General features: G+C 64.9%; 24 protein-coding genes. 14 read left to right on the top strand and 10 right to left on the bottom strand.

Translation table 11 applies throughout. From position 1 onward, the window contains the following. Positions 1-67: 67 nt before the first annotated feature. Positions 68-1,594, bottom strand: a complete 1,527-nt coding sequence (locus SPO_RS17420) for a DUF2125 domain-containing protein (protein ID WP_011049124.1) — start codon at positions 1,592-1,594, stop codon at positions 68-70. Between the two features lie 131 nt (positions 1,595-1,725). Here SPO_RS17420 and SPO_RS17415 point away from each other — a divergent pair, with 131 nt between their 5' ends. Both SPO_RS17415 and SPO_RS17410 read left to right on the top strand, forming a co-directional pair. Continuing rightward, positions 1,726-2,478, top strand: coding sequence for an SDR family oxidoreductase (locus SPO_RS17415; protein ID WP_011049123.1), 753 nt, complete (start codon positions 1,726-1,728; stop codon positions 2,476-2,478). After that, positions 2,475-3,083: an enoyl-CoA hydratase/isomerase family protein gene (locus SPO_RS17410; RefSeq protein WP_011049122.1), complete on the top strand. Its 609-nt coding sequence runs from the start codon at positions 2,475-2,477 to the stop codon at positions 3,081-3,083. The genes SPO_RS17415 and SPO_RS17410 overlap by 4 nt, the downstream gene beginning before the upstream one ends. 96 nt (positions 3,084-3,179) lie before the next feature. Here SPO_RS17410 and SPO_RS17405 read toward each other — a convergent pair whose 3' ends face one another. Beyond that, positions 3,180-3,506 carry an HNH endonuclease gene (locus tag SPO_RS17405; RefSeq protein ID WP_051420399.1) on the bottom strand — a complete coding sequence of 109 codons (327 nt, stop codon included), beginning with the start codon at positions 3,504-3,506 and terminating at the stop codon, positions 3,180-3,182. A gap of 47 nt (positions 3,507-3,553) precedes the next feature. On the opposite strand from SPO_RS17405, the gene SPO_RS17400 reads away from it, so the two are divergent. Further along, positions 3,554-4,888 carry a mechanosensitive ion channel family protein gene (locus SPO_RS17400; protein ID WP_044028744.1) on the top strand — a complete coding sequence of 445 codons (1,335 nt, stop codon included), beginning with the start codon at positions 3,554-3,556 and terminating at the stop codon, positions 4,886-4,888. Further along, positions 4,885-6,084 carry a TIGR03862 family flavoprotein gene (locus SPO_RS17395; protein ID WP_011049119.1) on the top strand — a complete coding sequence of 400 codons (1,200 nt, stop codon included), beginning with the start codon at positions 4,885-4,887 and terminating at the stop codon, positions 6,082-6,084. Before SPO_RS17400 ends, SPO_RS17395 begins: the two co-directional genes overlap by 4 nt. Here SPO_RS17395 and SPO_RS17390 read toward each other — a convergent pair. The 5 genes from SPO_RS17390 to SPO_RS17370 all read right to left on the bottom strand — a co-directional run bounded on the left by SPO_RS17390 (position 6,054) and on the right by SPO_RS17370 (position 11,373). After that, positions 6,054-6,647, bottom strand: coding sequence for a glutathione S-transferase family protein (locus tag SPO_RS17390; protein WP_011049118.1), 594 nt, complete (start codon positions 6,645-6,647; stop codon positions 6,054-6,056). The two genes, SPO_RS17395 and SPO_RS17390, sit on opposite strands and share 31 nt — an antisense overlap. 81 nt (positions 6,648-6,728) lie before the next feature. Further along, entirely contained in the window at positions 6,729-7,757 is a 1,029-nt protein-coding gene (gene holA, locus SPO_RS17385; protein ID WP_011049117.1) for a DNA polymerase III subunit delta, read from the bottom strand. Next, the gene (gene lptE / locus SPO_RS17380; RefSeq protein WP_011049116.1) at positions 7,754-8,245 is read right to left on the bottom strand and encodes an LPS assembly lipoprotein LptE; all 492 of its coding nucleotides are present in this window, start codon (positions 8,243-8,245) and stop codon (positions 7,754-7,756) included. The genes holA and lptE overlap by 4 nt, the downstream gene beginning before the upstream one ends. Further along, positions 8,232-10,790, bottom strand: coding sequence for a leucine--tRNA ligase (leuS, locus tag SPO_RS17375; RefSeq protein ID WP_011049115.1), 2,559 nt, complete (start codon positions 10,788-10,790; stop codon positions 8,232-8,234). Before leuS ends, lptE begins: the two co-directional genes overlap by 14 nt. A 76-nt stretch (positions 10,791-10,866) precedes the next feature. Continuing rightward, the gene (locus SPO_RS17370) at positions 10,867-11,373 is read right to left on the bottom strand and encodes a DUF3576 domain-containing protein (RefSeq protein WP_011049114.1); all 507 of its coding nucleotides are present in this window, start codon (positions 11,371-11,373) and stop codon (positions 10,867-10,869) included. 298 nt (positions 11,374-11,671) lie between these two features. On the opposite strand from SPO_RS17370, the gene SPO_RS17365 reads away from it, so the two are divergent. Beyond that, entirely contained in the window at positions 11,672-12,664 is a 993-nt protein-coding gene (locus SPO_RS17365) for a porin (protein ID WP_044029370.1), read from the top strand. Positions 12,665-12,771: 107 nt separating this feature from the next. Further along, positions 12,772-13,431 (top strand): YggS family pyridoxal phosphate-dependent enzyme, encoded by a 660-nt coding sequence (locus SPO_RS17360; RefSeq protein ID WP_044029369.1) that lies wholly within the window; start codon positions 12,772-12,774, stop codon positions 13,429-13,431. On the opposite strand, the gene SPO_RS17355 is transcribed toward SPO_RS17360, so the two are convergent. Continuing rightward, positions 13,415-13,915: a L,D-transpeptidase family protein gene (locus tag SPO_RS17355; protein WP_011049111.1), complete on the bottom strand. Its 501-nt coding sequence runs from the start codon at positions 13,913-13,915 to the stop codon at positions 13,415-13,417. The genes SPO_RS17360 and SPO_RS17355 overlap by 17 nt on opposite strands. Beyond that, positions 13,912-15,003 carry a GTP cyclohydrolase II gene (gene ribA / locus SPO_RS17350; protein WP_011049110.1) on the bottom strand — a complete coding sequence of 364 codons (1,092 nt, stop codon included), beginning with the start codon at positions 15,001-15,003 and terminating at the stop codon, positions 13,912-13,914. Before ribA ends, SPO_RS17355 begins: the two co-directional genes overlap by 4 nt. A gap of 166 nt (positions 15,004-15,169) precedes the next feature. On the opposite strand from ribA, the gene SPO_RS17345 reads away from it, so the two are divergent. From SPO_RS17345 to SPO_RS17315, 7 genes are all read left to right on the top strand, one after another. Then, positions 15,170-15,856 (top strand): response regulator transcription factor, encoded by a 687-nt coding sequence (locus SPO_RS17345; RefSeq protein ID WP_011049109.1) that lies wholly within the window; start codon positions 15,170-15,172, stop codon positions 15,854-15,856. A 198-nt stretch (positions 15,857-16,054) separates the two neighbouring features. Continuing rightward, on the top strand, positions 16,055-16,843 hold the full coding sequence (locus SPO_RS17340) for an exodeoxyribonuclease III (RefSeq protein WP_011049108.1): 789 nt from the start codon (positions 16,055-16,057) through the stop codon (positions 16,841-16,843). A gap of 168 nt (positions 16,844-17,011) precedes the next feature. Continuing rightward, on the top strand, positions 17,012-18,682 hold the full coding sequence (locus SPO_RS22315; RefSeq protein WP_011049107.1) for a leucine-rich repeat domain-containing protein: 1,671 nt from the start codon (positions 17,012-17,014) through the stop codon (positions 18,680-18,682). 82 nt (positions 18,683-18,764) lie between these two features. After that, positions 18,765-19,679: a thioredoxin gene (gene trxA, locus SPO_RS17330; protein ID WP_011049106.1), complete on the top strand. Its 915-nt coding sequence runs from the start codon at positions 18,765-18,767 to the stop codon at positions 19,677-19,679. Between the two features lie 27 nt (positions 19,680-19,706). Then, on the top strand, positions 19,707-20,351 hold the full coding sequence (locus SPO_RS17325) for an LON peptidase substrate-binding domain-containing protein (protein ID WP_030003261.1): 645 nt from the start codon (positions 19,707-19,709) through the stop codon (positions 20,349-20,351). Further along, complete coding sequence (locus SPO_RS17320) at positions 20,348-20,536, top strand: Trm112 family protein (RefSeq protein ID WP_011049104.1); 189 nt, start codon at positions 20,348-20,350, stop codon at positions 20,534-20,536. The genes SPO_RS17325 and SPO_RS17320 overlap by 4 nt, the downstream gene beginning before the upstream one ends. Further along, on the top strand, positions 20,529-21,296 hold the full coding sequence (locus tag SPO_RS17315; RefSeq protein WP_011049103.1) for a Stf0 sulfotransferase family protein: 768 nt from the start codon (positions 20,529-20,531) through the stop codon (positions 21,294-21,296). Before SPO_RS17320 ends, SPO_RS17315 begins: the two co-directional genes overlap by 8 nt. 34 nt (positions 21,297-21,330) lie before the next feature. Here the strand turns inward: SPO_RS17315 and SPO_RS17310 are convergent, their stop codons facing one another. Further along, a complete protein-coding gene (locus SPO_RS17310; protein ID WP_011049102.1) occupies positions 21,331-22,593 on the bottom strand; it encodes an FAD-dependent monooxygenase in 1,263 nt (420 codons plus the stop codon). A gap of 48 nt (positions 22,594-22,641) precedes the next feature. Between SPO_RS17310 and SPO_RS17305 the strand changes: the two genes are divergently transcribed. Next, positions 22,642-23,970 (top strand): amidase, encoded by a 1,329-nt coding sequence (locus SPO_RS17305; RefSeq protein ID WP_011049101.1) that lies wholly within the window; start codon positions 22,642-22,644, stop codon positions 23,968-23,970. The last annotated feature ends 3 nt before the right edge of the window (positions 23,971-23,973 follow it).

The raw sequence follows: 23,973 nt of genomic DNA, 5'->3' as shown, positions 1-23,973 counted from the left end.
TGGGGCGCGGCGCGGGCGACCGGGGTGTCAACGGGGCGCGCAGCCGATGCACGCGCCCCAAAGGCGGTTACTTGATGCGCTGACCGTTGGCCAGCACATGACCCTGTTCATTGATCTCGATCTTCGAGTTCAGCGTATCGGGCGCATCGCCGGGCACCGCCAGCATGCCCATCATCATCCGCGCGCCCATGGCGTCATCCTCCGAGACGAAGCCCATCGCGATCAGCTTGTCCAGCAGCGCATTTGCCCCTGTCAGCGTCAGGTTGGCCACACCAGAGGGTGCGGGCATCCCGCCAAAGGACTCGTAGTCGGAATTGTCGAAGGTGAAGGCGCCGGTGCCGGTCAGCTTGGCCCCCACCAGCGAGACCAGCAGCTGGTTGATGGTCAGCTCGTTCAGCTCGCCCGGGGCACCGCCGGTCGCCTCGAGCGTTTCTGCTACGGTCGGATCGAGGAAATCGACCAGAACCGTCGCCAGGCCCGACAGGTCAAGCACCACGGTCGCCGGATCGCGCGGCAGGGCGCCGGCGGGGTCGAACATGCCCCAGATCATGTCGGACATGGTGAAATCGGTCAGGTTCATGCCAAAGCTGAAGGGTTGCGGATCGTCGCCCGCCTGCGTGGGGATATCCAGCTTGAACCCCGATTCCGCCATGGCCAGATCAATGGGAAACGGCAGGTCCTGCGTCGTCATCGAAATCTGCGACTGGCGGCCCTTGAGGTCATAGACCACATGGCCCGCGTCCATCGCGATCCGGAAATCGCCGCCCTGCGAGGAAGAGGTCCAGGCAAACTCCTCGCCATCGCCCTTGGCGGCCACATTGCCGCTGCCGGCGCCATAGCTCATCAGCGCGTCAAAGGCGAAGCCCGACTTCAGCATGTCCGAGAAGTTGGTCGCATCAAAACTGGTCGGCAGGCTGCCGCTCCCCGAATAGCTGACATCCGACAGCGTGCCCGAGAAGTTCCCCGCATCGTCCGAGTCCGGGTCGTCGAAGGACAGCGCATAGGTCAGGCCCGCTGCGGTGAAGCTTTGCACCAGATCGCGCATCTCGCCCAGGCTCATCTGCGATGTGCCGCTGACAGAGGTCATTTCCATCAGGAAGCTTATGGCGTCGGCGGGCATCGCCTCGCCATCGGCCATCAGCGAGGCAAGCCGCACACTGATCTGATCGGCGTTGTAATCATAGGTGATGTTGTCCGGATCGCCGCTTGCAACCATGGACATGTTGCGGTTGGCATAGGTGACGGTGCCGGTCACCGGCGCCTCATCCTCGACACTCATAGTGAAGGAAAGCGGGAATTCTTCTGGCAGGCCGATCCGGACTGTGCCGTCACCCTGATCGGTCAGGGTGATCTGCGGCATCGAGAACGACATCGCGCTGTCCTGTTCCGGCATGTTCATGGACATGGCGAAATCGGCGATGGTCAGCGTGTCACCCGATCTGCTTTCCGTGCCTGCGACGTCATAACCCATGCCGCCGAGATAGGCGTTCCAGTCGGCCCAGACCTGATCGGCGGTCAGGTCCGCCCAGGCGATCTGGGTTGAAATGGCATAAACAAGAACGGCGCCGGACGTGCGGCGTAGAAAAACGGGCATCAGAAGAACCTCTCTGGATCAATTTCGCGCCTATCGTGTTGCGGCAAGGGGCGGGCGTCAAGGGGGGCAGGCACTGGATCCTTCCCCTGTCCCGGCGTAGGACTGGCGCAGCAGACATGGGAGGAAGATGCATGACCGCAGTGAAAGGAAAAACCGTTCTGATCACAGGCGCAAGCCGGGGGATCGGGGCCGAGGCGGGGCGTGTCTTTGCCCAGGCCGGGGCCAATGTCGTATTGCTGGCGCGCAGCGCCGAGGCACTGGCCGCGCAGGCGGCAGAGATCGGCGATCGCGCGCTGGCCCTGGCCTGCGACGTGGCCGACGCGGCGCAGGTGGCAGGCGCGGTGAACGCGGCGGTGTCGCGGTTCGGCGGGCTCGACGTGCTGATCAATAACGCAGGTGTGATCGAGCCGATCTCGCATCTTGCCAGCTCGGACCCCGTCGGGTGGGGCCATGCCATCGATATCAACCTCAAAGGTGTCTATTACGGCATGCGCGCGGCATTGCCGGTGATGCGCAAGGCTGGCGGTGGCACCATACTGACCGTCAGTTCGGGCGCCGCCCATAACCCGGTCGAGGCCTGGAGCCATTATTGCGCCTCCAAGGCCGGTGCAGCGATGCTGACCGCCTGCCTGCATCTGGAAGAGGGGCATCATGGCATCCGCGCCATGGGCCTGTCGCCGGGCACCGTGGCCACCCAAATGCAGCGCGAGATCAAGGGCTCGGGCATCAACCCGGTCAGCCAGCTGGACTGGTCGGCGCATATTCCCGCCGACTGGCCGGCACGCACCCTTTTGTGGATGTGCGGGGCCGAGGCGGACCCGTTTCTGGGAACCGAAATCTCGCTCAGGGACGAGGATATCCGCAAGCGGGTGGGGCTGGCATGATCGAGCTGGAAAAGGAGGGCGGTCTGTGGACCGTCACCCTGAACCGCCCCGACAAGGCCAATTCGCTGACCGTGGCCATGCTGGAGCGGCTGGTCGAGATCGCCGAGACGGCGGGCGAGGCGCGGGCGCTGATCCTGACCGGGCGCGGCAAGGTATTCAGCGCCGGTGCCGATCTCGAGGCCGCGCGGGCGGGGTTGGCGACCTCGGACTTGTGGGAGCGGCTGTCGGGCGCGATCGCGGCGCTGCCCTGCCTGACGGTCGCGGCCCTGAACGGGACATTGGCGGGCGGGGCCAATGGCATGGCGCTGGCCTGTGACCTGCGCATCGCGGTGCCCGAGGCCAAGCTGTTCTATCCGGTGATGAAGCTCGGCTTTCTGCCGCAACCCTCCGATCCGGTCCGCATGGCGGCGCTGATCGGACCGGCGCGGACCCGGCTGATCCTGATGGCGGGCCAGAAGATCACCGCGCAGGAGGCCTATGAGTTCGGTCTGGTGGACCGTATCGTACCAGCTGACCAGCTGCTGGAGACCGCCCGAGCGCTGGTGGCCGATTCCCTTGCCGCCGATCCCGGGATCGCCGCAGGCATCGCCCGGCTTTGCCCCTGATCCCATCTGTCCGCGAGGTGCCGGTTTCGTGCAACGAAACCGGGCCGGAAACCTTGCAGGTTTCCGGTCGCCGTCGCGCATCAAGGCTCTGAACCGCTAGCGTTTGCGTCGTCCGCCCGGCACTTTCGAGCGAAACCCAGGCGGCCGCTTGCGCACCCAGGCGAGAAATTTCGCCAATCGGGGATGGCTGCGCAGGGCTTCGATCGTGTGAAAGCTGCGCGCCAGTTCCGCCTCGGTCAGGGTTGCATGGATCTCCTTGTGACAGATGACATGCAGCAGGACAGTCGGCCCGCCCTTGCCGCCTTTCAATCGTGGGATCAGGTGATGCTGGCTGCCGTCCCCATCGGGTATCGGCCGCCCGCACAGCGGACAGAGCCGCCCGGGCAGGGGGAATTCGAGGCACTTGTTTTCCTTGTCGGTCATGGGCAAGAGGATGCACCACCGTGCAAACGGTGCAAGTGGAGAGACCGATGGAACTTGGAACCCAGACCCAGACCGAGCTGTTGAACAACCTGCTCGTACAGGTCGAACGTCTGTGGGATATTGCGCTGGGCTGGGTGTCGAGCCCGGCCGCCTGGTCGCAATTTGCGTTGCTGGTGGTGGCCTATCTGGCCGCGCTTTATGCCGCGCGCCGACTGCGTGGGCCGCTGTCGCGCCTGCTGACGCCGCCTGTGGAGCAGATGGACCCGCTGTCGCGGACCCGCCGTTTCGTGTTGATCTTCGTGCCGCTGTTGCTGCCGCTTCTGGCTTATGTCTTTACCGGCATCGGCGAAAGCGTCACCCGTTCGCTGTTCGGCTCGGGGGCGGTGATCGCCTTTGGCAAGCGGGTGTTCCTGTTCCTGGCCGCCCGCATTCTGGTGCGCGAGATTCTTGACGATCCGCTGATGAAACTGCTGGGCCGCTACGTGCTGATCCCTGTGGCGGCGCTTTATGCGCTGGGGCTTCTCGAACCGGCCATGGCCAAGCTGGACCAGACCGTGGTGCCGCTGGGCAACCTCTCGTTCTCGCTGCTGTTTGCGCTGCGTTTCCTCGTGGTCGGCGGCGCCATTTTCTGGTTGGGGCGCTGGTCCAACGACCAGTCGGTGAATTTCATCAAGCAGCAGCGTGAAATGCGCCCCGCCATGCGCGAGCTGACCGCCAAGGCGGTCGAGATCGGTATCTTCGGCATCGCTTTCCTTCTGGTGATGAACATCATGGGGATCAGCCTGACCTCGCTGGCGGTGCTGGGCGGTGTCATCGGTGTCGGCCTCGGCTTTGGCCTGCAAAAGATCGCCTCGAACTTCATCTCGGGCGTCATCCTGCTGCTCGAAGGGCAGGCGACCGTGGGTGATTACGTGGAACTCGACGGGGGCGAGGCGGGTACCATCATCAAGATGACCGCGCGCGCCACCATCCTCGAGACGTTCGACGGGCGCTGGATCGTGGTCCCGAACGAGGATTTTATCACCACCCGGGTGGTCAACTTCTCGGATCAGGGCAGCGCCAACCGGTACGAGGCGCCGTTTTCGGTGAGCTATGACACCGATATCAACCGGGTGCCTGCAATCATCGAGGCGGTGGTGGCGACACATCCCGGCGTTCTGGCAAAACCCTTTCCGCCCGATTGCGAGCTGCGCGGTTTCGGCGATAGCGGGGTCGATTTCGCGGTCGAATTCTGGGTCGAGGGGATCGACGACGGCAAGAACAAGTTCATGTCCGATGTGCTGTTCCTGATCTGGAACGCGCTCAAGGAGAATGGCATCGAAATCCCCTATCCGCATCGGGTGGTCGAGCTTTCGGGCAGTATCGAGACGCGGCAGGCATGAAACCGGCGCTTGTCATCGGGGCGGGACCTGCGGGTCTGATGGCGGCGGGCGAGTTGGCCCGCGCCGGCCTGCCGGTGCTGGTGGCCGAGGCCAAACCCTCGGTTGCGCGCAAGTTCCTGATGGCGGGCAAGTCAGGTCTGAACCTGACCAAGGACGAACCTCTGGAGCGGCTGCTTGCCGCCTATGGCGATGCGGCCGACTGGCTGCGCCCGATGCTTGCGGCCTTTGACGCCCAAGCGGTGCAGGACTGGGCGCGCGATCTGGGGCAAGAGCTGTTTACAGGCTCGACCGGTCGGGTCTTCCCGACCGCGATGAAGGCCTCTCCGCTGTTGCGGGCCTGGCTGGCGGAACTGGCGGGCCTCGGGGTCGAGATTCGCACCCGCTGGCGCTGGACCGGTTGGCAGGGCGATGCGTTTTGTTTCGACACGCCCGAGGGTGCACAGAAGATCGAGCCCTTGGTCACTGTTCTTGCGCTGGGCGGGGCCAGCTGGGCCCGGCTTGGCTCGGACGGGGCCTGGGCCGGGGTGCTGGGCGCGCGCGGGGTCGGGCTGACAGCCTTTGCGCCCGCCAATGTCGGGGTGTTGGTCGACTGGTCCGCGCATATGGCGCCGCTGGCCGGGCAGCCGGTCAAGGGCGTGGCCTGGCAGGCGGGCGCGCTGAACAGCCGGGGCGAGGCGGTGATCTCGACCCGGGGACTGGAGGGCGGCGGCATCTATGCGGTTTCGGCGGCGGTCCGGCAGGGCGCGCCCCTCTTTGTCGATCTGTTGCCCGACCTGCCGCTGGAACAGGTTACTGCCCGGCTGGCGCGCCCGCGGGGCAAGGCCAGCCTGTCCTCGCATCTGCGCAAGGCGCTGAAGCTGGCGCCGGAAAGCCGGGCCTTGCTGATGGAATTCGCTCGCCCGCTGCCGCAGGCGCCCGGGGCACTGGCGGCGCTGATCAAGCGATTGCCCGTCCAGCATGCGGGCCTGCGCCCGATGGACGAGGCGATCTCGACCGCGGGCGGGGTGGCGCGCGCGGCATTGGATGACGGGTTGATGCTGAACGCACTGCCCGGCACGTTCTGCGCGGGCGAGATGCTGGATTGGGAGGCGCCGACCGGCGGCTACCTCCTGACCGGGTGCCTGGCGACCGGCCGTTGGGCCGGACGCGCGGCGGCGGCCTGGGCTCAGGCCGGGGTCAATGCGCCCATGCGCTGAAACGCGGGGCGGGCGCGCATTTCTTTGCCATAGGCCTTGATCCGGTCCGAGGTGATCGGGAACCCGGCACCAAAGGCCCAGTTCAGGCAATGCACCAGCAGGATGTCGACGATGGTCACCTTGTCGCCCATCGCAAAGGGGGCGCCCAGGCGGGATTCAAGACGCGCCAGATTGCGCTCGAACTCCCATTTTGCACAGTCGATCACGGCGGGGACGCGCTTGTCCTCGGGCAGGACAAAGCCGTGGCGCGCAGCCACCCACAGCACCCCATCGATCTCGTCCAGGATGGTGTGCAGCAGCGCGTCCTGCTTGGCGCGTTCCGGCGTGCCGGCGGGATAGGTCAGCTGGCCATGCTTGTCGGCCAGATAGGTCATGATGGCAGAGCTGTCGGTGATCACGTGGTCACCATCGACCAGCACCGGGATCTTGCCGCTGCCGTTCAGGGCCTTGACCTGCGGGTCATGCGGGCCGACATCGACGAATTCGTAGGGTTGCCCCAACTCTTCGAGCAGCCACAAAACGCGCGAGGCGCGGCTTTTGACCCGCCCATAGACCTTGTACATGATCGTCTCCCATTTTGATGATCTGGTTGCAGCATGGGGCCGGCGGGCGCTGGGTCAAGCCCCGCAGGCGAGGCCGTAACGTTACCGTGACCGGGATAGCCACGCCAGACGGATCATCGCCCGCTCGACCAATGCCATCTGCGGCGCCGATTGCCCCGCCGAGCGCAGGGCGAGGTCGGTATCGGTCAGCACCGTCAGCGCCGCCTCGAGCCGCCTCGCACCCCAACGCTGCGCCTGGTTCAGAATGCGGTCGCGGCGGGGGCCAAAGACAGGTGGGCGCAGCGCGCCGATGCCCTGTGACGGCCCGCCGGGGGCCGAGGCACAGGTATAGAGCGTACGGAAATGCCGGGTCGCCCCGATGCATAGGCTGACCGGTGTGGTGCCCTGGGCCTGAAGCCGGCGGATCAGCGGCCCGATCTCGCCCTCCTTGCCCTCGGCCACAACGTTCAACACGTCGTCCAACGCTGCCTCGGTCGAGCGGGGGGCGCAGGCGGCGATATCCTCAAGCACCAGCGGGGCGGTATCCCCCAGCTTGTAAAGCGCCAACTTTTCCATCGTCTGCGCGAAATCTCCCGGCCCCAGATCGCGCGCCAGATCGGACAGGACCGTCATCGGCTCGGGCGGAACGTCGCGGATTCCGGCGGCGGACAGCATCCGCTCGATCTCGGCCCGCGAGGGCGGGTCGTCATAAATACCGGCGGCATAGGCGTTGGGATGGGTTTCGAACGCCTTGCGGATCTTGGAACTGGGTTTCAACTGGCCGGCGGTCACCACGATCTGGGCATCGCCCGGCTGCCAGTCCTCCAGCGCCGTCAGCACCGCAGGGGCCGAGGTTTCGGGGCAATCCTCGACAAAGACCACGCGCGGGCCGGGAAAGAAGCCCACCGCCTTGACCGCATCCAGAAGCTGGGCCGCGTCCTTGCGCAACTCGGCCCCGGGCATCCGGGTCAGGCGCATCTCTTCCTCGCCACCCGGGCCAAGAAGTGCCGCGATGATCTGCTGGCGTTTCAGCGCGATGCGCATGGCATCGGCCCCGTGGATCAGGATACCGGTCTTGCCCGCGTCGGGACGGGCGAAATAGCCATCCGCCTCGCGCGGGGACAGCTTCATGCCGGCGGGTCCAGCGTTGCGTAAAGCTGGGTGACCAGCTGATCGGAGAGAATCACCATCAGGCGATGACGGGCATCGCGTTCAGCGGCCAGCGTGTCCACGGTCGAGCCGGTCGCGGAATATCCGGTGAAACTGCGCACCTCGCCCGAGGCCATCACCGCGCCGCTCTCCTTGCCGGTCAGCGTATAGGTGGCGGTGCCGACGATGGAATAGCGCGTGGTGTCGTTCGAGGCGGTGATCGCCTGACCCTGCGAGGCAGTGCGCACCTTGACGTCCAGCAGATAGTCGGTACCGGCAGCGGCGGTCCGGCCAAGGTTTTGTTCCAGATTCTGCACCAGCCAATAGCTTTCGGCATCATCGGGGGCCGAAACCTCGACCCGGCCGCGCAGCGCGTCACCGGCGCCGCCGGGGCCATAGACCGGCTGCAGGCCGCAGGCGGCCAGCGCCACCGGCAGCATCAGCAGGGTTCTGCGGTTACACGACCACATTGACGATCCGACCCGGCACGACGATCACCTTTTTCGGGGCGGCGCCATCCAGCGCCTTTTGCACAGCATCGGTGGAGAGGGCCAGTTTTTCAACCTGCGTCTTGTCCATGTCTGCGGGCACGCTGATTTCCGCGCGGCGCTTGCCGTTGATCTGCACCGGCAGGGTGACCAGCGCATCGACCAGCATCGCCTCGTCCGCGACCGGCCAGGGCGCCGCCGCAATCAGCCCCTCGCCGCCCTGATGGGCCCAGATGTCCTCGGCCAGGTGCGGGGTCATCGGCGACATCAGCTGTGCCAGGGTCATGATTGCCTGCTTTTGCGCCGCCGCGCCAGCTTTGGATTTCGCCAGCGTGTTGGTGAAGGCATAGAGCTTGGCAATCGAGGCGTTGAAGCCGAAGCTTTCGATCCCGTTGGTGACATCGCGAATGCATTTGTGCATTTCACGCAGCAGGTCGTCATCCCCTTCGCCAGGCGCGGCGGAGTCCATTGCGGCGATCCTGTCGCACAGGTTCCAGACCCGGTTCAGGTGCTTGTGTGCGGCCTCGGCACCGGCATCTGTCCATTCCACATCCCGCTCCGGCGGGCTGTCGGACAGCACGAACCAGCGTGCGGTATCGGCGCCGAAACGATCGATGATGGCGACCGGGTCGACCACGTTGTTCTTGGATTTCGACATCTTGGCCGAAGGGATGATCTCGACCTCGGTGCCGTCCTCGAGATACCCCTTGCCGCCCTCAAGCCGTACCGCCTCGGGATAGTGATAGACCGGGCGGTCATCGGCGCCGGTGGTCTTGTAGATCGCGTGCGTCACCATTCCTTGCGTAAAGAGCGCGTTGAACGGCTCTTTCGACTTCTCGGGCAGGTGGCCGCAGATATGCATCGCGCGGGCGAAGAAGCGCGAATAGAGCAGGTGCAGAATCGCGTGTTCGATGCCGCCGATATACTGGTCGACATTCATCCAGTATTCGGCCTCGGCCATATCGGTGGGTGTTTCGGCACGCGGCGCGGTGAAGCGGGCGAAATACCACGAGCTGTCAACAAACGTGTCCATCGTATCGGTCTCGCGCCGGGCGGGTTTGCCACAGGACGGGCAGGCGCAGTCGCGCCAGGTCGGGTGACGGTCCAGCGGGTTGCCGGGCACGTCAAAGGTGACATCGTCGGGCAGGCGGATGGGCAGGTTTTCCTTTTTCTCCGGCACCACGCCGCAGGCATCGCAATGCACAACGGGAATCGGGCAGCCCCAATAACGCTGGCGCGACAGGCCCCAGTCGCGCAGGCGGAACTTGGTGACGCCGGTGCCCAGGCCCTTGGCCTCCATCCAGTCGATGGTGGTGTCGATCGCCTCTTGCCCGGTGGCCACATCCAGCCCGGCGAAATGGTCGATCCATTTCACCTTTTCGGTTTTCAGCGGCACAAAGGCCTCGGTCGCGATCGGCTTGGGATCGTCGAGCGCCACGAAGGTGTCGATCACCGGCAGGTCGTATTTGCGGCAGAAATCGAGGTCACGCTGGTCATGTGCCGGGCAGGCAAAGATCGCGCCGGTGCCGTAATCCATCAGGATGAAGTTGGCGACCCAGACCGGCAGTTCCCAATCCGGGTTCAGCGGATGGCGCACGCGCAACCCGGTATCGGCGCCCAGCTTCTCGGCCTTTTCAATGGCTTCCTCGGTGGTGCCGCCCTTGCGCATCTCGGCCACCTTGGCGGCGAGGTCGGGGTTCTCGGCCTCCAGCGCCTTGGTCAGCGGGTGGTCGGGGGAAATACCAAGGAAGGATGCCCCCATCAGCGTGTCGGGCCGCGTGGTATAGACGTCGAGCGCCTCGATACCATGCGCAGGCTCGGTCAGCGCCCAGGAAAATTGCAGACCGCGCGACTTGCCGATCCAGTTGGCCTGCATCAACTTCACTTTGGCGGGCCAGTCATCCAGCGTGTCGAGCGCGTCCAGCAACTCGCCCGACATGTCCGAGATCTTGAAGAACCATTGCGTCAGTTCGCGCCGTTCCACCAGCGCGCCCGAGCGCCAGCCGCGCCCGTCCTCGACCTGCTCATTGGCCAGAACGGTCATGTCGACCGGGTCCCAGTTCACTACCGCGTTCTTGCGATAAACCAGCCCTTTTTCAAGGAAATCGAGGAACAACGCCTGCTGCTGACCGTAATACTCCGGGTCGCAGGTGGCGAACATGCGCGACCAGTCGAGGCCAAAGCCCAGCGGCTTCATCTGCGCGACCATGGTCTCGATGTTCTTGTAGGTCCAGTCCTTGGGGTGGCCGCCGCTGGCCATGGCTGCGTTTTCGGCGGGCATGCCAAAGGCATCGAAGCCCATCGGATGCAGCACGTTGAACCCGTTCGACAGCTTGTAGCGCGCGATCACGTCGCCCATCGTGTAGTTGCGCACATGGCCGATATGGATGCGCCCCGACGGATAGGGGAACATCTCGAGCACGTAGTATTTCGGCTTGTCCGCCGTGCGCGCGGCCCTGAAGATACCGGCCTTGTCCCAGGCCTCTTGCCATTTGGCTTCGATTTCGGTGGCGGAATAGCGCGACATGGCGGTTCTGGTCCTTGATGAATGCAAACGCCGGGCGTGAACCCGGCGTGGTGATAAAGCGAATTGGCGCGAGGTTCTAGAGTTTGTCGTCGCCAATGCGTAGCTGGCGCGCCCGCGACAGAATCGCGTCTTCGACCGCGCGGGCGGTTGCGGCGCTGACCGGTGAGCCACCGCTGGTTTGCAGCGACACTTTCAACGACCGCGCCTCAAGTGCGGGATCCTTGATATGCACGGTGGCCCGGTACGAGCGGCCGCCACCCGGCGGGGTGCCATATCCGGTGACGATCACGCCGGTGAATGGATCGACCGACTGGATCGGCAGAAAGCTGAGCACATCCAGCGAGGCCGCCCAGAGATAACGGTTCACCTGAACAGTCTGCTCGGCCTTGGAGGGGCCGAACACATCCCAGATCGAGGATTTCTCGTAATTGGTAGGCGCGCTTTCGCGGTTGTTGGTGATATAGGAATCGTCCGCCGGCGGTGCGTCCGTGATGCGCACGCCCGCGCGCCGGTTGCCGCAGGCAGCCACGCCCAGGCACAGGGCAAGGACGAGGGTGGCTTTGAACGCGTTCTGCAAGGTCATTGGACGGTCCCGCTGCTTTCTGTTGGGAAATGTCCTACCCAAGCCACGTGAGGGGAGCAAGCCTCTATAGGGGGAACGCGCGCGTACGAGGCGGATTTGTCTGTTTTCTGATGGGCCGTGAGGGGGAAAAACCGCTGCCGGGTCACCGGACTGTGGCAAAGCTGCACCATCCGTGACGACTTTGCGTCGGGCTTGCCGCCAAGACTTGCAAACAGGGGGGCGAAAGAGCGAAACCCCTGTCCATACCCACGCCGGATTCACTGGTTTGGGCGTATGAATGAAAACCGAGGGAAACACGATGAAAAAAGTTCTCTTCGCAACGACTGCGCTGATCGCTACCGCAAGCGTCGCAGCAGCAGACGTTCGTATCAGCGGTTACGGCCGCTTCGGTCTGGACTACAACGACGCCAACGACCGCGCCGTGAACGGTGTCTCGAAGACCACCATCACCAGCCGTCTGCGTCTGCAGTTCGACATGTCGGCAGAAACCGACGCCGGTGTTGCGTTCGACGCTCGCTTCCGTGCACAGGCTGAAAGCCGTGACAACACCCCCGGCGGCGCGACCTTCAACGGCGCTCGCTTTGGTGTGTCCTACCAGGGCTTCCGCGTGAACGTCGGCAACATCATCGGTGCAGTTGAAAACATGCCCGGCACCTACCTCGAGACCCGTACCGCAGGTATCGGTATCGACGGCGCCAGCTTCTACTCGCACGTTGGTAACGTGAACAACGAGTTCTTCAACTGGGATGCATACTCGTCGGCAGGTACCGGTGTGAACGGTATCGAAGCCATCTACTCGACCGGCGGCTTCACCGGCCACCTGTCGTACTCGACCCGTAACGGCGCCGTTGCTTCGGACCGTATCGGCGTGATGCTGTCCTACAACTTCGGTGACTGGACTGTCGCAGCTGCGCACCAGTCGTCGGACGCCATGTGGGAAGACAAGACCCTGGTGTCGGTCGCATGGGACGGTGGCCAGTTCGGCGCACGCGTCGCATATGCTGACAACGACGGCATCTCGAAGTTCGGCATCTACGGCAACATGGATATCGGCGCATCGTCGAACATCCTGCTGTTCTACACCGACGAAGAAGCAGTCAGCGCATCTGACGTTCTGGCCGGTCGTGGTGACAACCGTGACGCAGTCGCCGGTTCGAACATGAACGAAGGTGGTTCCTATGGTATCCACTACTCGTACGACCTGGGCGGCGGCGCTTCCTTCGAAGCAGGCTACCGTCGTGCGTCGAACGACAACGACACCTTCCAGGCCGGTGTGTACTTCAGCTTCTAAGCTGTACACCGCTTGACGGTATCGAATGGGGGCAGGTCTTCGGACCTGCCCTTTTCTTTTGCGCCGACATGGTGTTTTTCTGCGGCAAGCCAGATCGGGGGGACGACATGTCGCTGCAAGAGATTAAGAACCGCATCGCCAGGGCCGAACAGGCCGCAAACCGCCCGGATGGGTCGGTCAAGCTGATCGCGGTGTCCAAGGTGCAACCCAACGAGCGCGTCGAGGCGGTGCTGGAACAGGGGCATCGCATCTTTGGTGAGAATCGCGTGCAGGAGGCGGCGGGAAAATGGCCCGCCTTCATGGAACGTTACGATGGTGTGGAGTTGCACCTGATCGGCCCGCTCCAGACCAACAAGGCGCGTCAGGCGATGGAACTGGTGCATGCCATCCACTCGGTCGACCGGCCCAAGTTGGCCACTACGCTTGCCCGGCTGGCGCAGGAATTGGGCCGGTGTCCGGACCTGTTCATTCAGGTCAACACCGGGGAAGAGGATCAGAAGGCCGGGATCATGCCGGCAGAGGCGGACGGCTTCATCGCCGAGTGCCGCGCGCTTGACCTGCCGGTGCAAGGGTTGATGTGCATCCCCCCGGTCGAGGAGGAACCTGCGCTGCATTTCGCGCTGCTAGCCAAGATCGCGGCGCGCAATGGGTTGAGCGGCCTCAGCATGGGGATGAGCGGCGATTTCGAAAGCGCCATCGCGCTGGGGGCAACCCATGTCCGGGTCGGCTCTGCCATTTTCGGCGACCGGGTCAAAGCGGCGGGATGATCAGCCGCGTTCCGGGCCGTACCCGACGTGTGAGCCAGTGCAGATGCGGGCGGCTGAAGGCGACGCAGCCTTCGGTCGGATAGCCCGGCCGGCGCCATTGGTGGACAAAGATGGCCGAGCCGCGCCCAGGTTCCGCTTCGGGCCAGTTCCAGTCGGTCACCAGCACCAGATCATACAGCGGATCACTGCGGCGCAGCCGTTCGTGGCTGTGCCCGTAGGGCGCGCTTACGAGATGGTTATAGGCCGCATCGCCCATATCGTCAGACCACAGATCACCCGGACCGATGGGCCGCGCCCAGGGGGCAGGCGGTGCGATCCGGTCGGCGCGATACAGCATGCCGACGATGCGATGGATGCCGACGGGGGTCGCTCCGTCGCCCTCGCGCTTGTCGGTCCGGATGCCGCCCTTGCCGATCGAACAGGGAAGGTAGCGGCCCCAAAACCGCACCCCGCGCGGAGTCAGAACTACATCCCACGGGCTCACAGCATATGGCCCGATTTGGCCGCCTTGGTCGCCAGATAGCCCCGGTTATGTGCGGTTTCCCCCACCTTGAGCGGCACCCGTTCGGTCACCGCGATGCCGGTGCGCTCCATCATGGCGATCTTGGCGGGGTTGTTGGTCAACAGCCGCACCGATTTGAACCCCAGCGATTTCAGGATGTCCGAGCCCAGGCGAAAGTCACGCTCGTCATCCTCGAAGCCCAGGCGGTGGTTGGCCTCGACCGTGTCAAACCCCTGATCCTGAAGGAAATAGGCGCGCATCTTGTTGGCCAGCCCAATGCCGCGACCCTCTTGGTTGAGATACAGCAGGACCCCGGCACCCTCGGCGCCCATCTGCGCCAGCGCGCCGCGCAACTGCGGGCCGCAATCGCATTTCAGGCTGCCCATCAGGTCGCCGGTGAAACAGGCCGAATGCAGCCGCGCAAGCACCGGTTTGTCCCGGTCGGGGCGGCCGATCTCGACCGCGTAATGCTCTTCGCCGCCGTCCTCGGGGCGGAACACATGCAGGCGCCCGGCCTCCGACACCTCCATCGGCAGGCGCGCGGCCGAGACCACGTGCAGCGGGCTGCGCTCGGACAGGTGTGGCGCGGCCTGCGCGTGGTCGATCGTGGTCAGCCCGTGATCGGCAGCGAATGTGCGCCCCTCGGGCAGTGCCACCAGCACCGCCGCCGGCAGCAGCCGGGCGGATTTGGTCAGGCTGATCGCCAGACGGTGCAGCCCGGCCTTGCCCTGCCGCATGGTGCCCAGTGGCCCCTTCATCGGTGTGTTCAGATCGTCCGATGGATCGGCCACCGCCTGAACCCAGCGCAGATCGGCCCCGGTGGGCAGGATCACCCGCGCCAGATCGCCGTCATAGGCGCGCGCCTTGAGCGTTTCCGCCCGGCGCCCTGTGATGGCAATGACCGGATCGCCCAATTGCCGCAGATCCGCCAGCCGCGCCGCTGTCAGCGTCTCGGCCGCCAGCGCCAGCGCGCTATCGCCACCCTCGTCCCGCAACACGACCGGGACACCCATGCGCAGGTCGGCGCGGGCGCGGGCCAAAAGCTCGGTGATATCCGGGATCAGACTCATCGGGTGTTATCCTATAACGTTCACGGCTTTTACCTAGTCTCTGTCGACGGAAATGTGAAATAAATCTCGCAGGTAAAACACGACCGCGTGAGAGAAATGCAGTAAAACTTGCCGAACTCGTGCTGCGCCCTCACCTGTTGGGAAACGAAATCTGGAGGATGCCGTTATGGCGCAGCTGAAGAAGATCCTGCTGGTGGATGACGACGACGACCTGCGCGAAGCGCTGAGCGAACAGCTGGTCATGACCGAGGATTTCGATGTCTTCGAGGCCGAGACCGGCCATGCGGCATCGGAACGGACCAAAGAGGCGATCTATGATCTGGTGATCCTGGATGTGGGCCTGCCCGATACCGATGGGCGCGAACTCTGCCGGCTGATGCGCAAGCAGGGCGTCAAGAGCCCGATCATCATGCTGACCGGCCACGACAGCGATGCCGACACCATCCTGGGCCTGGATGCCGGTGCCAACGACTATGTCAGCAAACCGTTCAAGTTTCCGGTGTTGCTGGCGCGCATCCGCTCGCAGCTGCGCCAGCACGAACAGTCCGAGGACGCGGTGTTCCAGCTGGGGCCCTATACGTTCAAGCCAGCGATGAAGATGCTGATCACCGAGGATGATCGCAAGATCCGCCTGACCGAGAAAGAGACCAACATCCTCAAGTATCTCTATCGCTCGACCGACGGCGTGGTGCCCCGCGACGTGCTCCTGCACGAGGTCTGGGGATACAATGCCGGGGTCACCACCCACACCCTGGAAACCCACATCTATCGCCTGCGCCAGAAGATCGAGCCCGATCCGTCAAACGCGCGCCTGCTGGTCACCGAATCCGGCGGATACAGGCTTGTGGCGTAATTCGAGATATTGATTCAGGTCAAAGTGGAATTTCTGTGGTACCTTTAACCTGACCCCAACCCGCGCATGTCCGGGTCATGACATGCACCTCCCTGTTGGACTGGCCGGGCTTCGTGCCCGGCCTTTTTTTGTGCAGGCCATGGACATCGCCGGGTTAGGCGATAGGTTTCGCCAGACTGGATGAAAGCGAGACGCGCCATGCCCTTTACCCTTGCCACCTGGAACATCAACTCGGTCCGCCTGCGCGAACCCATCGTGTGCAAGCTTCTGGCCGAAGAAGGGCCGGACATCCTCTGCCTGCAAGAGATCAAGTCGCCCGTCGACAAGATGCCGGTCGAGGGTTTTGCCGACCTGGGATACCGGCACGTCGTGGCGCATGGGCAAAAGGGCTATAACGGCGTCGCCATCCTGTCGCGCCTGCCCATCGAGGAAGTTGGGCGCGAGGACTTCGCGACGCTGGGCCACGCCCGCCATGTCGCGGCGCGGCTGGAAAACGGGGTCACCATCCACAATTTCTATGTTCCCGCCGGCGGCGACGTGCCCGACCGCGAGGTGAACGAGAAATTCGGCCAGAAGCTCGATTACCTGACCGAGATGCGCGACTGGTTCCATGCCAATGCCCCCGAGAAATCCATTCTGGTCGGTGACCTCAACATCGCCCCGCGCGAGGATGACGTCTGGAACCACAAGCAACTGCTCAAGATCGTGTCGCATACGCCGATCGAGGTCGATCACCTGGGTCAGGTGATGGATTCGGGCAAATGGGTCGACATCACCCGCCAGGATATCCCTCAGGGGCTTCTCTACTCCTGGTGGTCCTACCGCGCCAAGGACTGGAGCGCCGCCGACAAGGGCCGCCGGCTGGACCATGTCTGGGCCACGCCCGACATCTCGAATGCGGGCCATTCCAGCCGCATCCTTCGCGACGCGCGCGGATGGGAGCAGCCCAGCGACCACGCCCCGGTCTTTGCCAGTTTCGATCTCTAGGGCGTTTTCTAACCAATCTGAATTGAGATATCGGAAATGTCCTGAGAATGCCGAAGGCATGGCAGGGTATTTCCGGGTCATTCCGTTCGAAAACTGCCTTAGCACCCCGACGGATATTGCCGCGCCGTTCCGGCGACCTTACGCTCACCTCAACCAGAGGTGAGAGTAATGAGTGACGCCGACAAAGCCTATGCCGCTGCGGAACGGCGGATTGAAGAGGCGAAGAGGGAGGGGGACGACTCCCTCAGTTTTGACCAGGAAGAGACCCACGCCCTCGACCACCTGCCGCCGTCGATTGCAGAGTTGACGGAACTGCGCGATTTAGATCTGAACAACACGCAAGTATCGGATATCGCGCCGCTTGCCGCCCTGACCCGGCTGAACGCGCTGTCGCTGAACGACACGCAAGTATCGGATATCGCGCCGCTTGCCGCCCTGACCCGGCTGACCATGCTGTCGCTGAACAATACGCAAGTTTCGGATATCGCACCGCTTGCCGCCCTGACCCGGCTGACCGGGCTGTGGCTGCACAACACGCAAGTTTCGGATATCGCGCCGCTTGCCGCCCTGACCCGGCTGACCGGGCTGTCGCTGAACAAGACGCAAGTATCGGATATCGCGGCGCTTGCCGCCCTGACCCGGCTGACCACGCTGTCGCTGAACAACACGCAAGTTTCGGATATCGCCCCGCTTGCCTCCCTGACCCGGCTGACCACGCTGTCGCTGGAGAACATGCAAGCATCGGATATCGCGCCGCTTGCCGCCCTGACCCGGCTGATCATGCTGTCGCTGAACAACACGCAAGCCCGTGATCTGCGGCCGTTGCGGCGGCTGACGCGCCTTGTTACCGACCCCGGACCAATCGGCCTCACCTTCACCAATTGCACTGCGGCGCAACAGGACCCTGAGATCGCGCGGATTGCCAAGATCGAAGACAACAAAACCCGCGCCCGGATCCTGTTCGACTATCTGGAAGATTGGCAGCCACCCAGGAACACCGGGCCAACCCCGGCCCCCGATCCGCTGTTCCCGGTGGCCGAGCAGGAGGGCAGGCTGGAGGTGACCGCCAGTTGCCCGACCGCCGAAGAGCAGGAAGACGCGCTGAAACGCGCGATGCACCGGTCGCTCCCGGCGCTTCTGGAGCGTTTGGCGCAAATGGCGGGCAATCAGTTTCCCCGTCTCGCCGATCTGGCGCGGCATCTGGTCCCGATGCTGCAAGACGAGTTCGAGGCGCTGGACATGGCGATGATCCATCTGGCGCTGAACGAGCTGCGCGCCGCCGAAAGGGCAGGGGCCGAAGAGGGCATGCCCTTTCCCGGCCCGCTTGCCGCCCTGCTGTCGAGCGTCTGCGACGCGGGCGGCGGGCTGACGGTGGATCACCCCACCGTGACCCTCTTGATGGAACGCGCCCGCAAGGCCCGCGACAATCCCGACCCCGAACAGGATACCGCCGCGCAGGATGCGCTCAGCCACCAGATCATCGCGGGCCAGCAGGCGATGGGCGACCGCCTGCGCGCGCTTGAAAGCGCGATTGTCGAAAACCCCTCGGCCCAGGCGCGCGAGGCGCAGAAGGCGGTGAACCGGAACGTCTTGTGGCGGATCGCGGTGATCTCTAGCTCCATGACAATGGTGGTGGATGCTGTGACAGGGAAGGTACTCGGTGACCTTCTGGGTCAGCCCGTCGTCGACTTCGTTTTGGCCAACCTTCCGACCCTCCAGAACGCCGCGCTGACCTATGGTGCCCCCTTTGCCGAATGGTTCCTGTCCGCGCTCTCGAAAGTGCCGGAATTCGCGGCGCTGATCGTCAATGTCCCGGACCGGCCAGACCGCCGCCAGTGACCCATATTTCCGGCGGAACGGGTTGGCACCACCGCGCGCGCAGTCCATATATGTCCCAACTCATTCCGTAAGGACGCCCGATATGCTTGAACTTGGACAAAAAGCCGCCCCCGCCGCCGATCTGATCAAGGACACGAACGAAGCCACCTTCATGGCCGACGTGGTCGAGGCCAGTCAGACGGTTCCGGTGATCGTCGATTTCTGGGCGCCCTGGTGTGGCCCGTGCAAGACGCTGGGCCCCGCGCTTGAGGCTGCCGTGACTGCCGCCAAGGGTGCGGTGAAGATGGTCAAGGTCAATGTCGACGAAAACCAGATGATCGCGGGCCAGATGCGGATCCAGTCGATCCCGACCGTCTATGCGTTTTATCAGGGCCAGCCGGTCGACGGGTTCCAGGGCGCGCTGCCCGCCTCCGAGATTTCGGCCTTTGTCGACCGGGTGATCGCCGCCGCAGGTGGCGAGGCGCCCGGCGCCCAGCTGGAAGAGGCGGTCGTCGCTGCCGAGGAGATGCTGGAGCAGGGCGCGGCTGCGGATGCGGCCGAGACCTTTGCCGCGATCCTGGGCGAGGACCCGAACCATGCCGCCGCCTATGGCGGGCTGGTGCGCGCCCATATTGCGCTGGGCGATCTGGATCAGGCCGAGGCGATCCTGAACGGCGCGCCCGCCGAGATCTCGACCAAGCCCGAGCTGGAGGCCGCGCATGCCCAGCTGGAACTGGCCCGTCAGGCGTCGAATGCCGGACCGGTCGCCGAACTGGCCGCCGCTGTCGAGGCTGATCCGGACAACCATCAGGCCCGATTCGATCTGGCCCAGGCGCTGCATGCCGCCGGTCAGACAGAACAGGCGGTTGCCGAATTGCTCGACCTGTTCCGCCGTGACCGCGAGTGGAACGAGGGCGCGGCCAAGGCACAGCTGTTCACCATCTTCGATGCGCTCAAGCCCAACGATCCGATCGTGCTCAATGGCCGGCGCAAGCTCAGCTCGATGATATTTGCCTAATCGCGCGATAGAGCTACAGTTGAAGGCATGATGCAATCCGCTGACCTTCCCGATACGTTGGCGGTTTTTCCGCTGCCCGGAGCGCTGCTGCTGCCCCGGTCGCGGCTGCCGCTGCATGTTTTCGAACCGCGCTATCTGCAGATGCTGGATGACGCGCTGCGCACGCCGCAGCGGCTGATCGGCATGGTCCAGCCCAATCCCTGCCGGCAGGATGGCAGCAAGCTGCACCAAATCGGATGCGCCGGGCGGGTCACCCAGTTCTCGGAGACCGAGGATGGGCGCTACATGATCACCCTGACCGGCGTCTCACGCTTTCGGATCAAGTCCGAGGTCGACGGGTTCGCGCCCTATCGCCGCTGTACGGTGTGCTGGAAAAGCTTCGATCACGATCTGGCCGCCGCCTGCGCGCCCGATCCCCGGTTCGACCGCGATGCCTTCCTGCGCCTGCTGCAACGGTTCTTCGAGGCGCGCGACATGTGCACCGACTGGGACAGCCTGACCCAGGCCGATGACGAGCTGCTGGTCAATTCGCTGTCGATGCTGCTGGATTTCACGCCCGAGGACAAACAGGCCCTGCTCGAAGCGCCCTGTCTCAAGACCCGGCGCGAGACGCTGGTCACCCTGATCGAATTCGCCCTCTGCGGCAACAGCGGCAAGGACCCCCTGCAATGAGTGAAACCCCCGCCGCCTTTGATCGCCGCATGCTCGAAGCGCTGGTCTGCCCGGTGACCCATGCCACGCTGGAATACGATGCCGGGGCGCAGGAACTGGTGTCGAAGGGCGCCAAGCTGGCCTTTCCGATCCGCAACGGGATCCCGGTGATGCTGGTGGACGAGGCACGCCCGCTGGATGACTGACCGGCCTGCGGCCTATATCATCTGCGGAACGCCGCGCAGCGGCAGTACCCTGCTGTGCGGCTATCTGGCGGCTACCGGCGCGGCCGGTGACCCCGATTCCTTCTTTCGCACCCAATCCATCGATTGGTGGGCCCGGTATTGGGGCCTGCCCGAGACGCTGCGCCCGGGCGTGGTTGGGTTTGACCGCGCCTATCTGGAGGCGGCACTGCGCGAGGGGCGAGGCGAGACGCCGGTATTCGGGCTGCGCCTGATGCGCGAGAATCTGGGCGATATGCTGGGCATGCTGGACCATCTCTATCCCGGACTGCCCGGCGATACCGCCCTGATCGAGGCGGCATTCGGACCAACCCGCTATCTGCATCTGCGCCGCCGGGACAAGGTGGCGCAAGCAGTGTCGCGGGTGCGGGCCGAGCAATCGGGGCTCTGGCATATTGCGCCCGATGGGCGCGAGATCGAACGGCTCGCCCCCCATCGCGACCCGGTCTACGATTTCGACGCGATCGACAGCCATGTGCGCGCACTTGAGACTTATGAAGCGGGCTGGACCGACTGGTTCCTCGCCCAGGGCATCACTCCGCTGGGCATCGACTACGAAGACCTCGCGAACACGCCGATAGAGGTGGTCTCGGCCATTCTTGCGCATCTGGGTCAGGACCCGGAGCGGGCGCAGGGTCTGACCCCGGCGGTTGCCAAGCTCTCCGGCGAAGAAAGCCGGGACTGGGCGCGCCGGTACCGGGCACAACGCGAAGGACGCGCCTGAGGCGAGGACGCCCGCAAGGGCGGAGGAGCCGCACTCAGATCGCGCGGCCCTGCATCAGTTTCGGCAGATCACCGGTCAGCCCGGTCGCCTCGCGCACGAAACCGCGCCGCAGGCCGGGGAAAGCGCCGATCACGCCCATGCCGACATCGCGACCCAGCCGCAAGAGCGGGTTGTCGTTGGAAAACAGCCGATTGAAGGCATCGGTCGCCAGTGCCAGCGTTGCCGTGTCGAACCGGCGCCACTGCTGATAGCGCTCCAGCACAGGGGCTGCGCCGATATCTTCGCCCCGCCGCGCGGCCAAAATCAGAACCTCGGCCAGCGCGCCCACGTCGCGCAGGCCCGCGTTCAGCCCCTGACCGGCAATCGGATGCATCCCGTGCGCCGCATCTCCCACCAGCGCTAGCCGTTCAGCAACAAAGGCATTGGCCACGGTCAGGTTCAGCGGATAGGTGAACCGGGCACCCTCCAGCCGGATCTCGCCCAGGAAATCGCCAAACCGGGGCCGCAGGATTTCCAGATATTCCGCCTCGGGCAGCGCGTTGATGCGGGCGGCGGCCTCGGTTCGCTCGCTCCAGACGATCGAGCTGCGATTGCCGGGCAGCGGCAGGATCGCCAATGGCCCCGGCGGCATGAAGAACTGATGCGCGATGCCATGATGGGGCCGCTCATGCGCGATGGCGCAGACCAGCGCGGTCTGGCCATAATCCCAGCCGGTCCGCTTGATGCCCGCCCGCGTGGCGGTGCCGCTCTTGCGTCCGTCGCAACCCACCACCAACCCGGCGCGCAGGTGCGATCCGTCGGCCAGCGTCAACACCACGCCGGTACCATCCGTCTGTTGCGCGGTAACGGCGGCGCCGTTCAGGCGGGTGATGCGGGGCGCGTCTTCCATCGCAGCCAGCAGCGCGCGCCGCAGATAGCGGTCCTCGACCATGTAGCCCATCGGCCCTTCTTCGATCTCGGCATGGTCGAAATGCAGAAAGAAGGGGGAGGGGCCGGCGCCGGCATGTCCGTCGCTGACCTTGATCTCGAGCATCGGTTGGGCGGCCTCGGCCACATGATCCCAGACGCCCACAGCGGCCAGCAGCCGTTGCGAGGCCAGCGCCAGCGCATAGGCGCGGCCATCGAATTCGGCGTCGGTGCGCAGCGGGTCGGGCAGGGCATCCACCAGGACGACGCTTTGCCCGCTTTGGGCCAGCGCCAGCGCCAGTGCGGGGCCGTTCAGCCCGCCGCCCACGATTGCGATATCGGCTCTGTGTTCCATGAGTCGCACTATGCGCGCCGGTTCGGGATTGTCCATGCGCAGTCCTGTCGCTACCGTCGCGGCAACGGCAAGCGGGAGGATAAGATGAGCGATTGGCTGACCATGACGGCAAGCGATCTGGGGCGCGGTATCGCGGCGGGCCGGATCGACCCGGTCGCGTTGACCGATTGCTATCTGGACGCGATCGAGGCCCACCCCGACAGCGAGCGCATCTATGCCCGCGTCACCGCCCGCCGCGCCCGGGCCGAGGCGCACGCCGCCGCCGAGCGCGCCAGGCTGGGTCTGCGCCGGTCGCTGTTTGACGGGGTGCCGATCAGCTGGAAGGATCTGTTCGACAGCGCGGGTGTGGCCACTGAATCCGGCTCTGCCCTGCTCGCGGGACGCGTGCCCGAGGCGGATGCCCTGGTGCTGCGCAACGCCACCGCCGCCGGCGCCGTCTGCCTGGGCAAGACCCATATGAGCGAGCTGGCCTTTTCCGGCCTTGGCCTCAACCCGATCACGGCGACGCCGCCGAACCCGCATGATCCGGCCTGGGTGCCAGGCGGGTCGTCCTCGGGGGCGGCGGCCTCGGTCTCGTTCGGTCTTGCCGCTTGTGGCATCGGCTCGGATACCGGCGGTTCGGTCCGCATTCCCTCGGCCTGGCACGATCTGGTCGGGCTCAAGACCACGTCGGGGCGGCTCAGCCTCGAAGGGGTGGTGCCGCTCTGCCTGAAGTTCGACACGGTCGGCCCACTGGCCCGCTCGGTCGAGGATGCGGCCGAGGCGCTGGCCCTGCTGGAAGGGGGGCGCGCCGCCGATCTGCGCGGCGCCTCGCTCAAAGGGTGCCGCCTTGCCGTTTTGCAGACGGTGGCGTTGGATGATCTGCGCGAGGAGCCCGGGTCTGCCTTTGACGATGCGCTGTCGCGCCTTTCCGCCGCCGGGGCCGAGATCGTGCCTTTGGAGGTTCCCGAACTGGTCGATGCCATGGCCCTGTCCGGCGTTCTCTATACCGCCGAGGCCTATGGCCTGTGGCGCGATGTGATCGAGGCCAATCCGGATGCCATGTATGACCAGATCCTGGAACGGTTCCGCGCGGGCGCGGGCTTCTCGGGCCCCGACTATGTGGCGGCCTGGGCGCGGCTGGAGACCTGCCGCGCGGCCTGGGATGGTGCGGTTGCCGGGTTCGATGCCGTGCTGATGCCCACCGCGCCAATCCTGCCGCCCGACCGTGACCGACTGCTCAGCGACCATGACTATTACGTGTCCGAGAACCTGCTGGCGCTGCGCAATACCCGCATCGGCAATCTGATGGGCCTCAGCGGGTTGAGCCTGCCCACCGGGACGCCGGCCTGCGGTCTGACGCTGCTGGGCCGCCCGGATGGCGAAGAGGCGCTGTTGCGCGTAGGCGCGGCGGCAGAGCATGCGCTGACCTGAATA

The organism is Ruegeria pomeroyi DSS-3, assembly GCF_000011965.2.
Lineage (GTDB): Bacteria > Pseudomonadota > Alphaproteobacteria > Rhodobacterales > Rhodobacteraceae > Ruegeria_B > Ruegeria_B pomeroyi.
Note: the sequence above shows the minus strand (reverse complement) of the source record. Positions and strands in the feature narration are given on the sequence as shown.

Coding starts and splice junctions, on each gene's coding strand:
- SPO_RS17390 (WP_011049118.1), bottom strand. CDS start 6,647: ATGTACAAGGTCTATGGGCGGGTCAAAAGCCGCGCCTCGCGCGTTTTG.
- SPO_RS17305 (WP_011049101.1), top strand. CDS start 22,642: ATGAGCGATTGGCTGACCATGACGGCAAGCGATCTGGGGCGCGGTATC.
- SPO_RS17410 (WP_011049122.1), top strand. CDS start 2,475: ATGATCGAGCTGGAAAAGGAGGGCGGTCTGTGGACCGTCACCCTGAAC.
- SPO_RS17310 (WP_011049102.1), bottom strand. CDS start 22,593: ATGGACAATCCCGAACCGGCGCGCATAGTGCGACTCATGGAACACAGA.
- SPO_RS17320 (WP_011049104.1), top strand. CDS start 20,348: ATGAGTGAAACCCCCGCCGCCTTTGATCGCCGCATGCTCGAAGCGCTG.
- SPO_RS17365 (WP_044029370.1), top strand. CDS start 11,672: ATGAAAAAAGTTCTCTTCGCAACGACTGCGCTGATCGCTACCGCAAGC.
- SPO_RS17315 (WP_011049103.1), top strand. CDS start 20,529: ATGACTGACCGGCCTGCGGCCTATATCATCTGCGGAACGCCGCGCAGC.
- leuS (WP_011049115.1), bottom strand. CDS start 10,790: ATGTCGCGCTATTCCGCCACCGAAATCGAAGCCAAATGGCAAGAGGCC.
- SPO_RS17360 (WP_044029369.1), top strand. CDS start 12,772: ATGTCGCTGCAAGAGATTAAGAACCGCATCGCCAGGGCCGAACAGGCC.
- SPO_RS17340 (WP_011049108.1), top strand. CDS start 16,055: ATGCCCTTTACCCTTGCCACCTGGAACATCAACTCGGTCCGCCTGCGC.
- SPO_RS17415 (WP_011049123.1), top strand. CDS start 1,726: ATGACCGCAGTGAAAGGAAAAACCGTTCTGATCACAGGCGCAAGCCGG.
- SPO_RS17400 (WP_044028744.1), top strand. CDS start 3,554: ATGGAACTTGGAACCCAGACCCAGACCGAGCTGTTGAACAACCTGCTC.
- trxA (WP_011049106.1), top strand. CDS start 18,765: ATGCTTGAACTTGGACAAAAAGCCGCCCCCGCCGCCGATCTGATCAAG.
- SPO_RS17420 (WP_011049124.1), bottom strand. CDS start 1,594: ATGCCCGTTTTTCTACGCCGCACGTCCGGCGCCGTTCTTGTTTATGCC.
- SPO_RS17405 (WP_051420399.1), bottom strand. CDS start 3,506: ATGACCGACAAGGAAAACAAGTGCCTCGAATTCCCCCTGCCCGGGCGG.
- SPO_RS17370 (WP_011049114.1), bottom strand. CDS start 11,373: ATGACCTTGCAGAACGCGTTCAAAGCCACCCTCGTCCTTGCCCTGTGC.
- SPO_RS17395 (WP_011049119.1), top strand. CDS start 4,885: ATGAAACCGGCGCTTGTCATCGGGGCGGGACCTGCGGGTCTGATGGCG.
- holA (WP_011049117.1), bottom strand. CDS start 7,757: ATGAAGCTGTCCCCGCGCGAGGCGGATGGCTATTTCGCCCGTCCCGAC.
- lptE (WP_011049116.1), bottom strand. CDS start 8,245: ATGTGGTCGTGTAACCGCAGAACCCTGCTGATGCTGCCGGTGGCGCTG.
- ribA (WP_011049110.1), bottom strand. CDS start 15,003: ATGAGTCTGATCCCGGATATCACCGAGCTTTTGGCCCGCGCCCGCGCC.
- SPO_RS22315 (WP_011049107.1), top strand. CDS start 17,012: ATGAGTGACGCCGACAAAGCCTATGCCGCTGCGGAACGGCGGATTGAA.
- SPO_RS17325 (WP_030003261.1), top strand. CDS start 19,707: ATGATGCAATCCGCTGACCTTCCCGATACGTTGGCGGTTTTTCCGCTG.
- SPO_RS17345 (WP_011049109.1), top strand. CDS start 15,170: ATGGCGCAGCTGAAGAAGATCCTGCTGGTGGATGACGACGACGACCTG.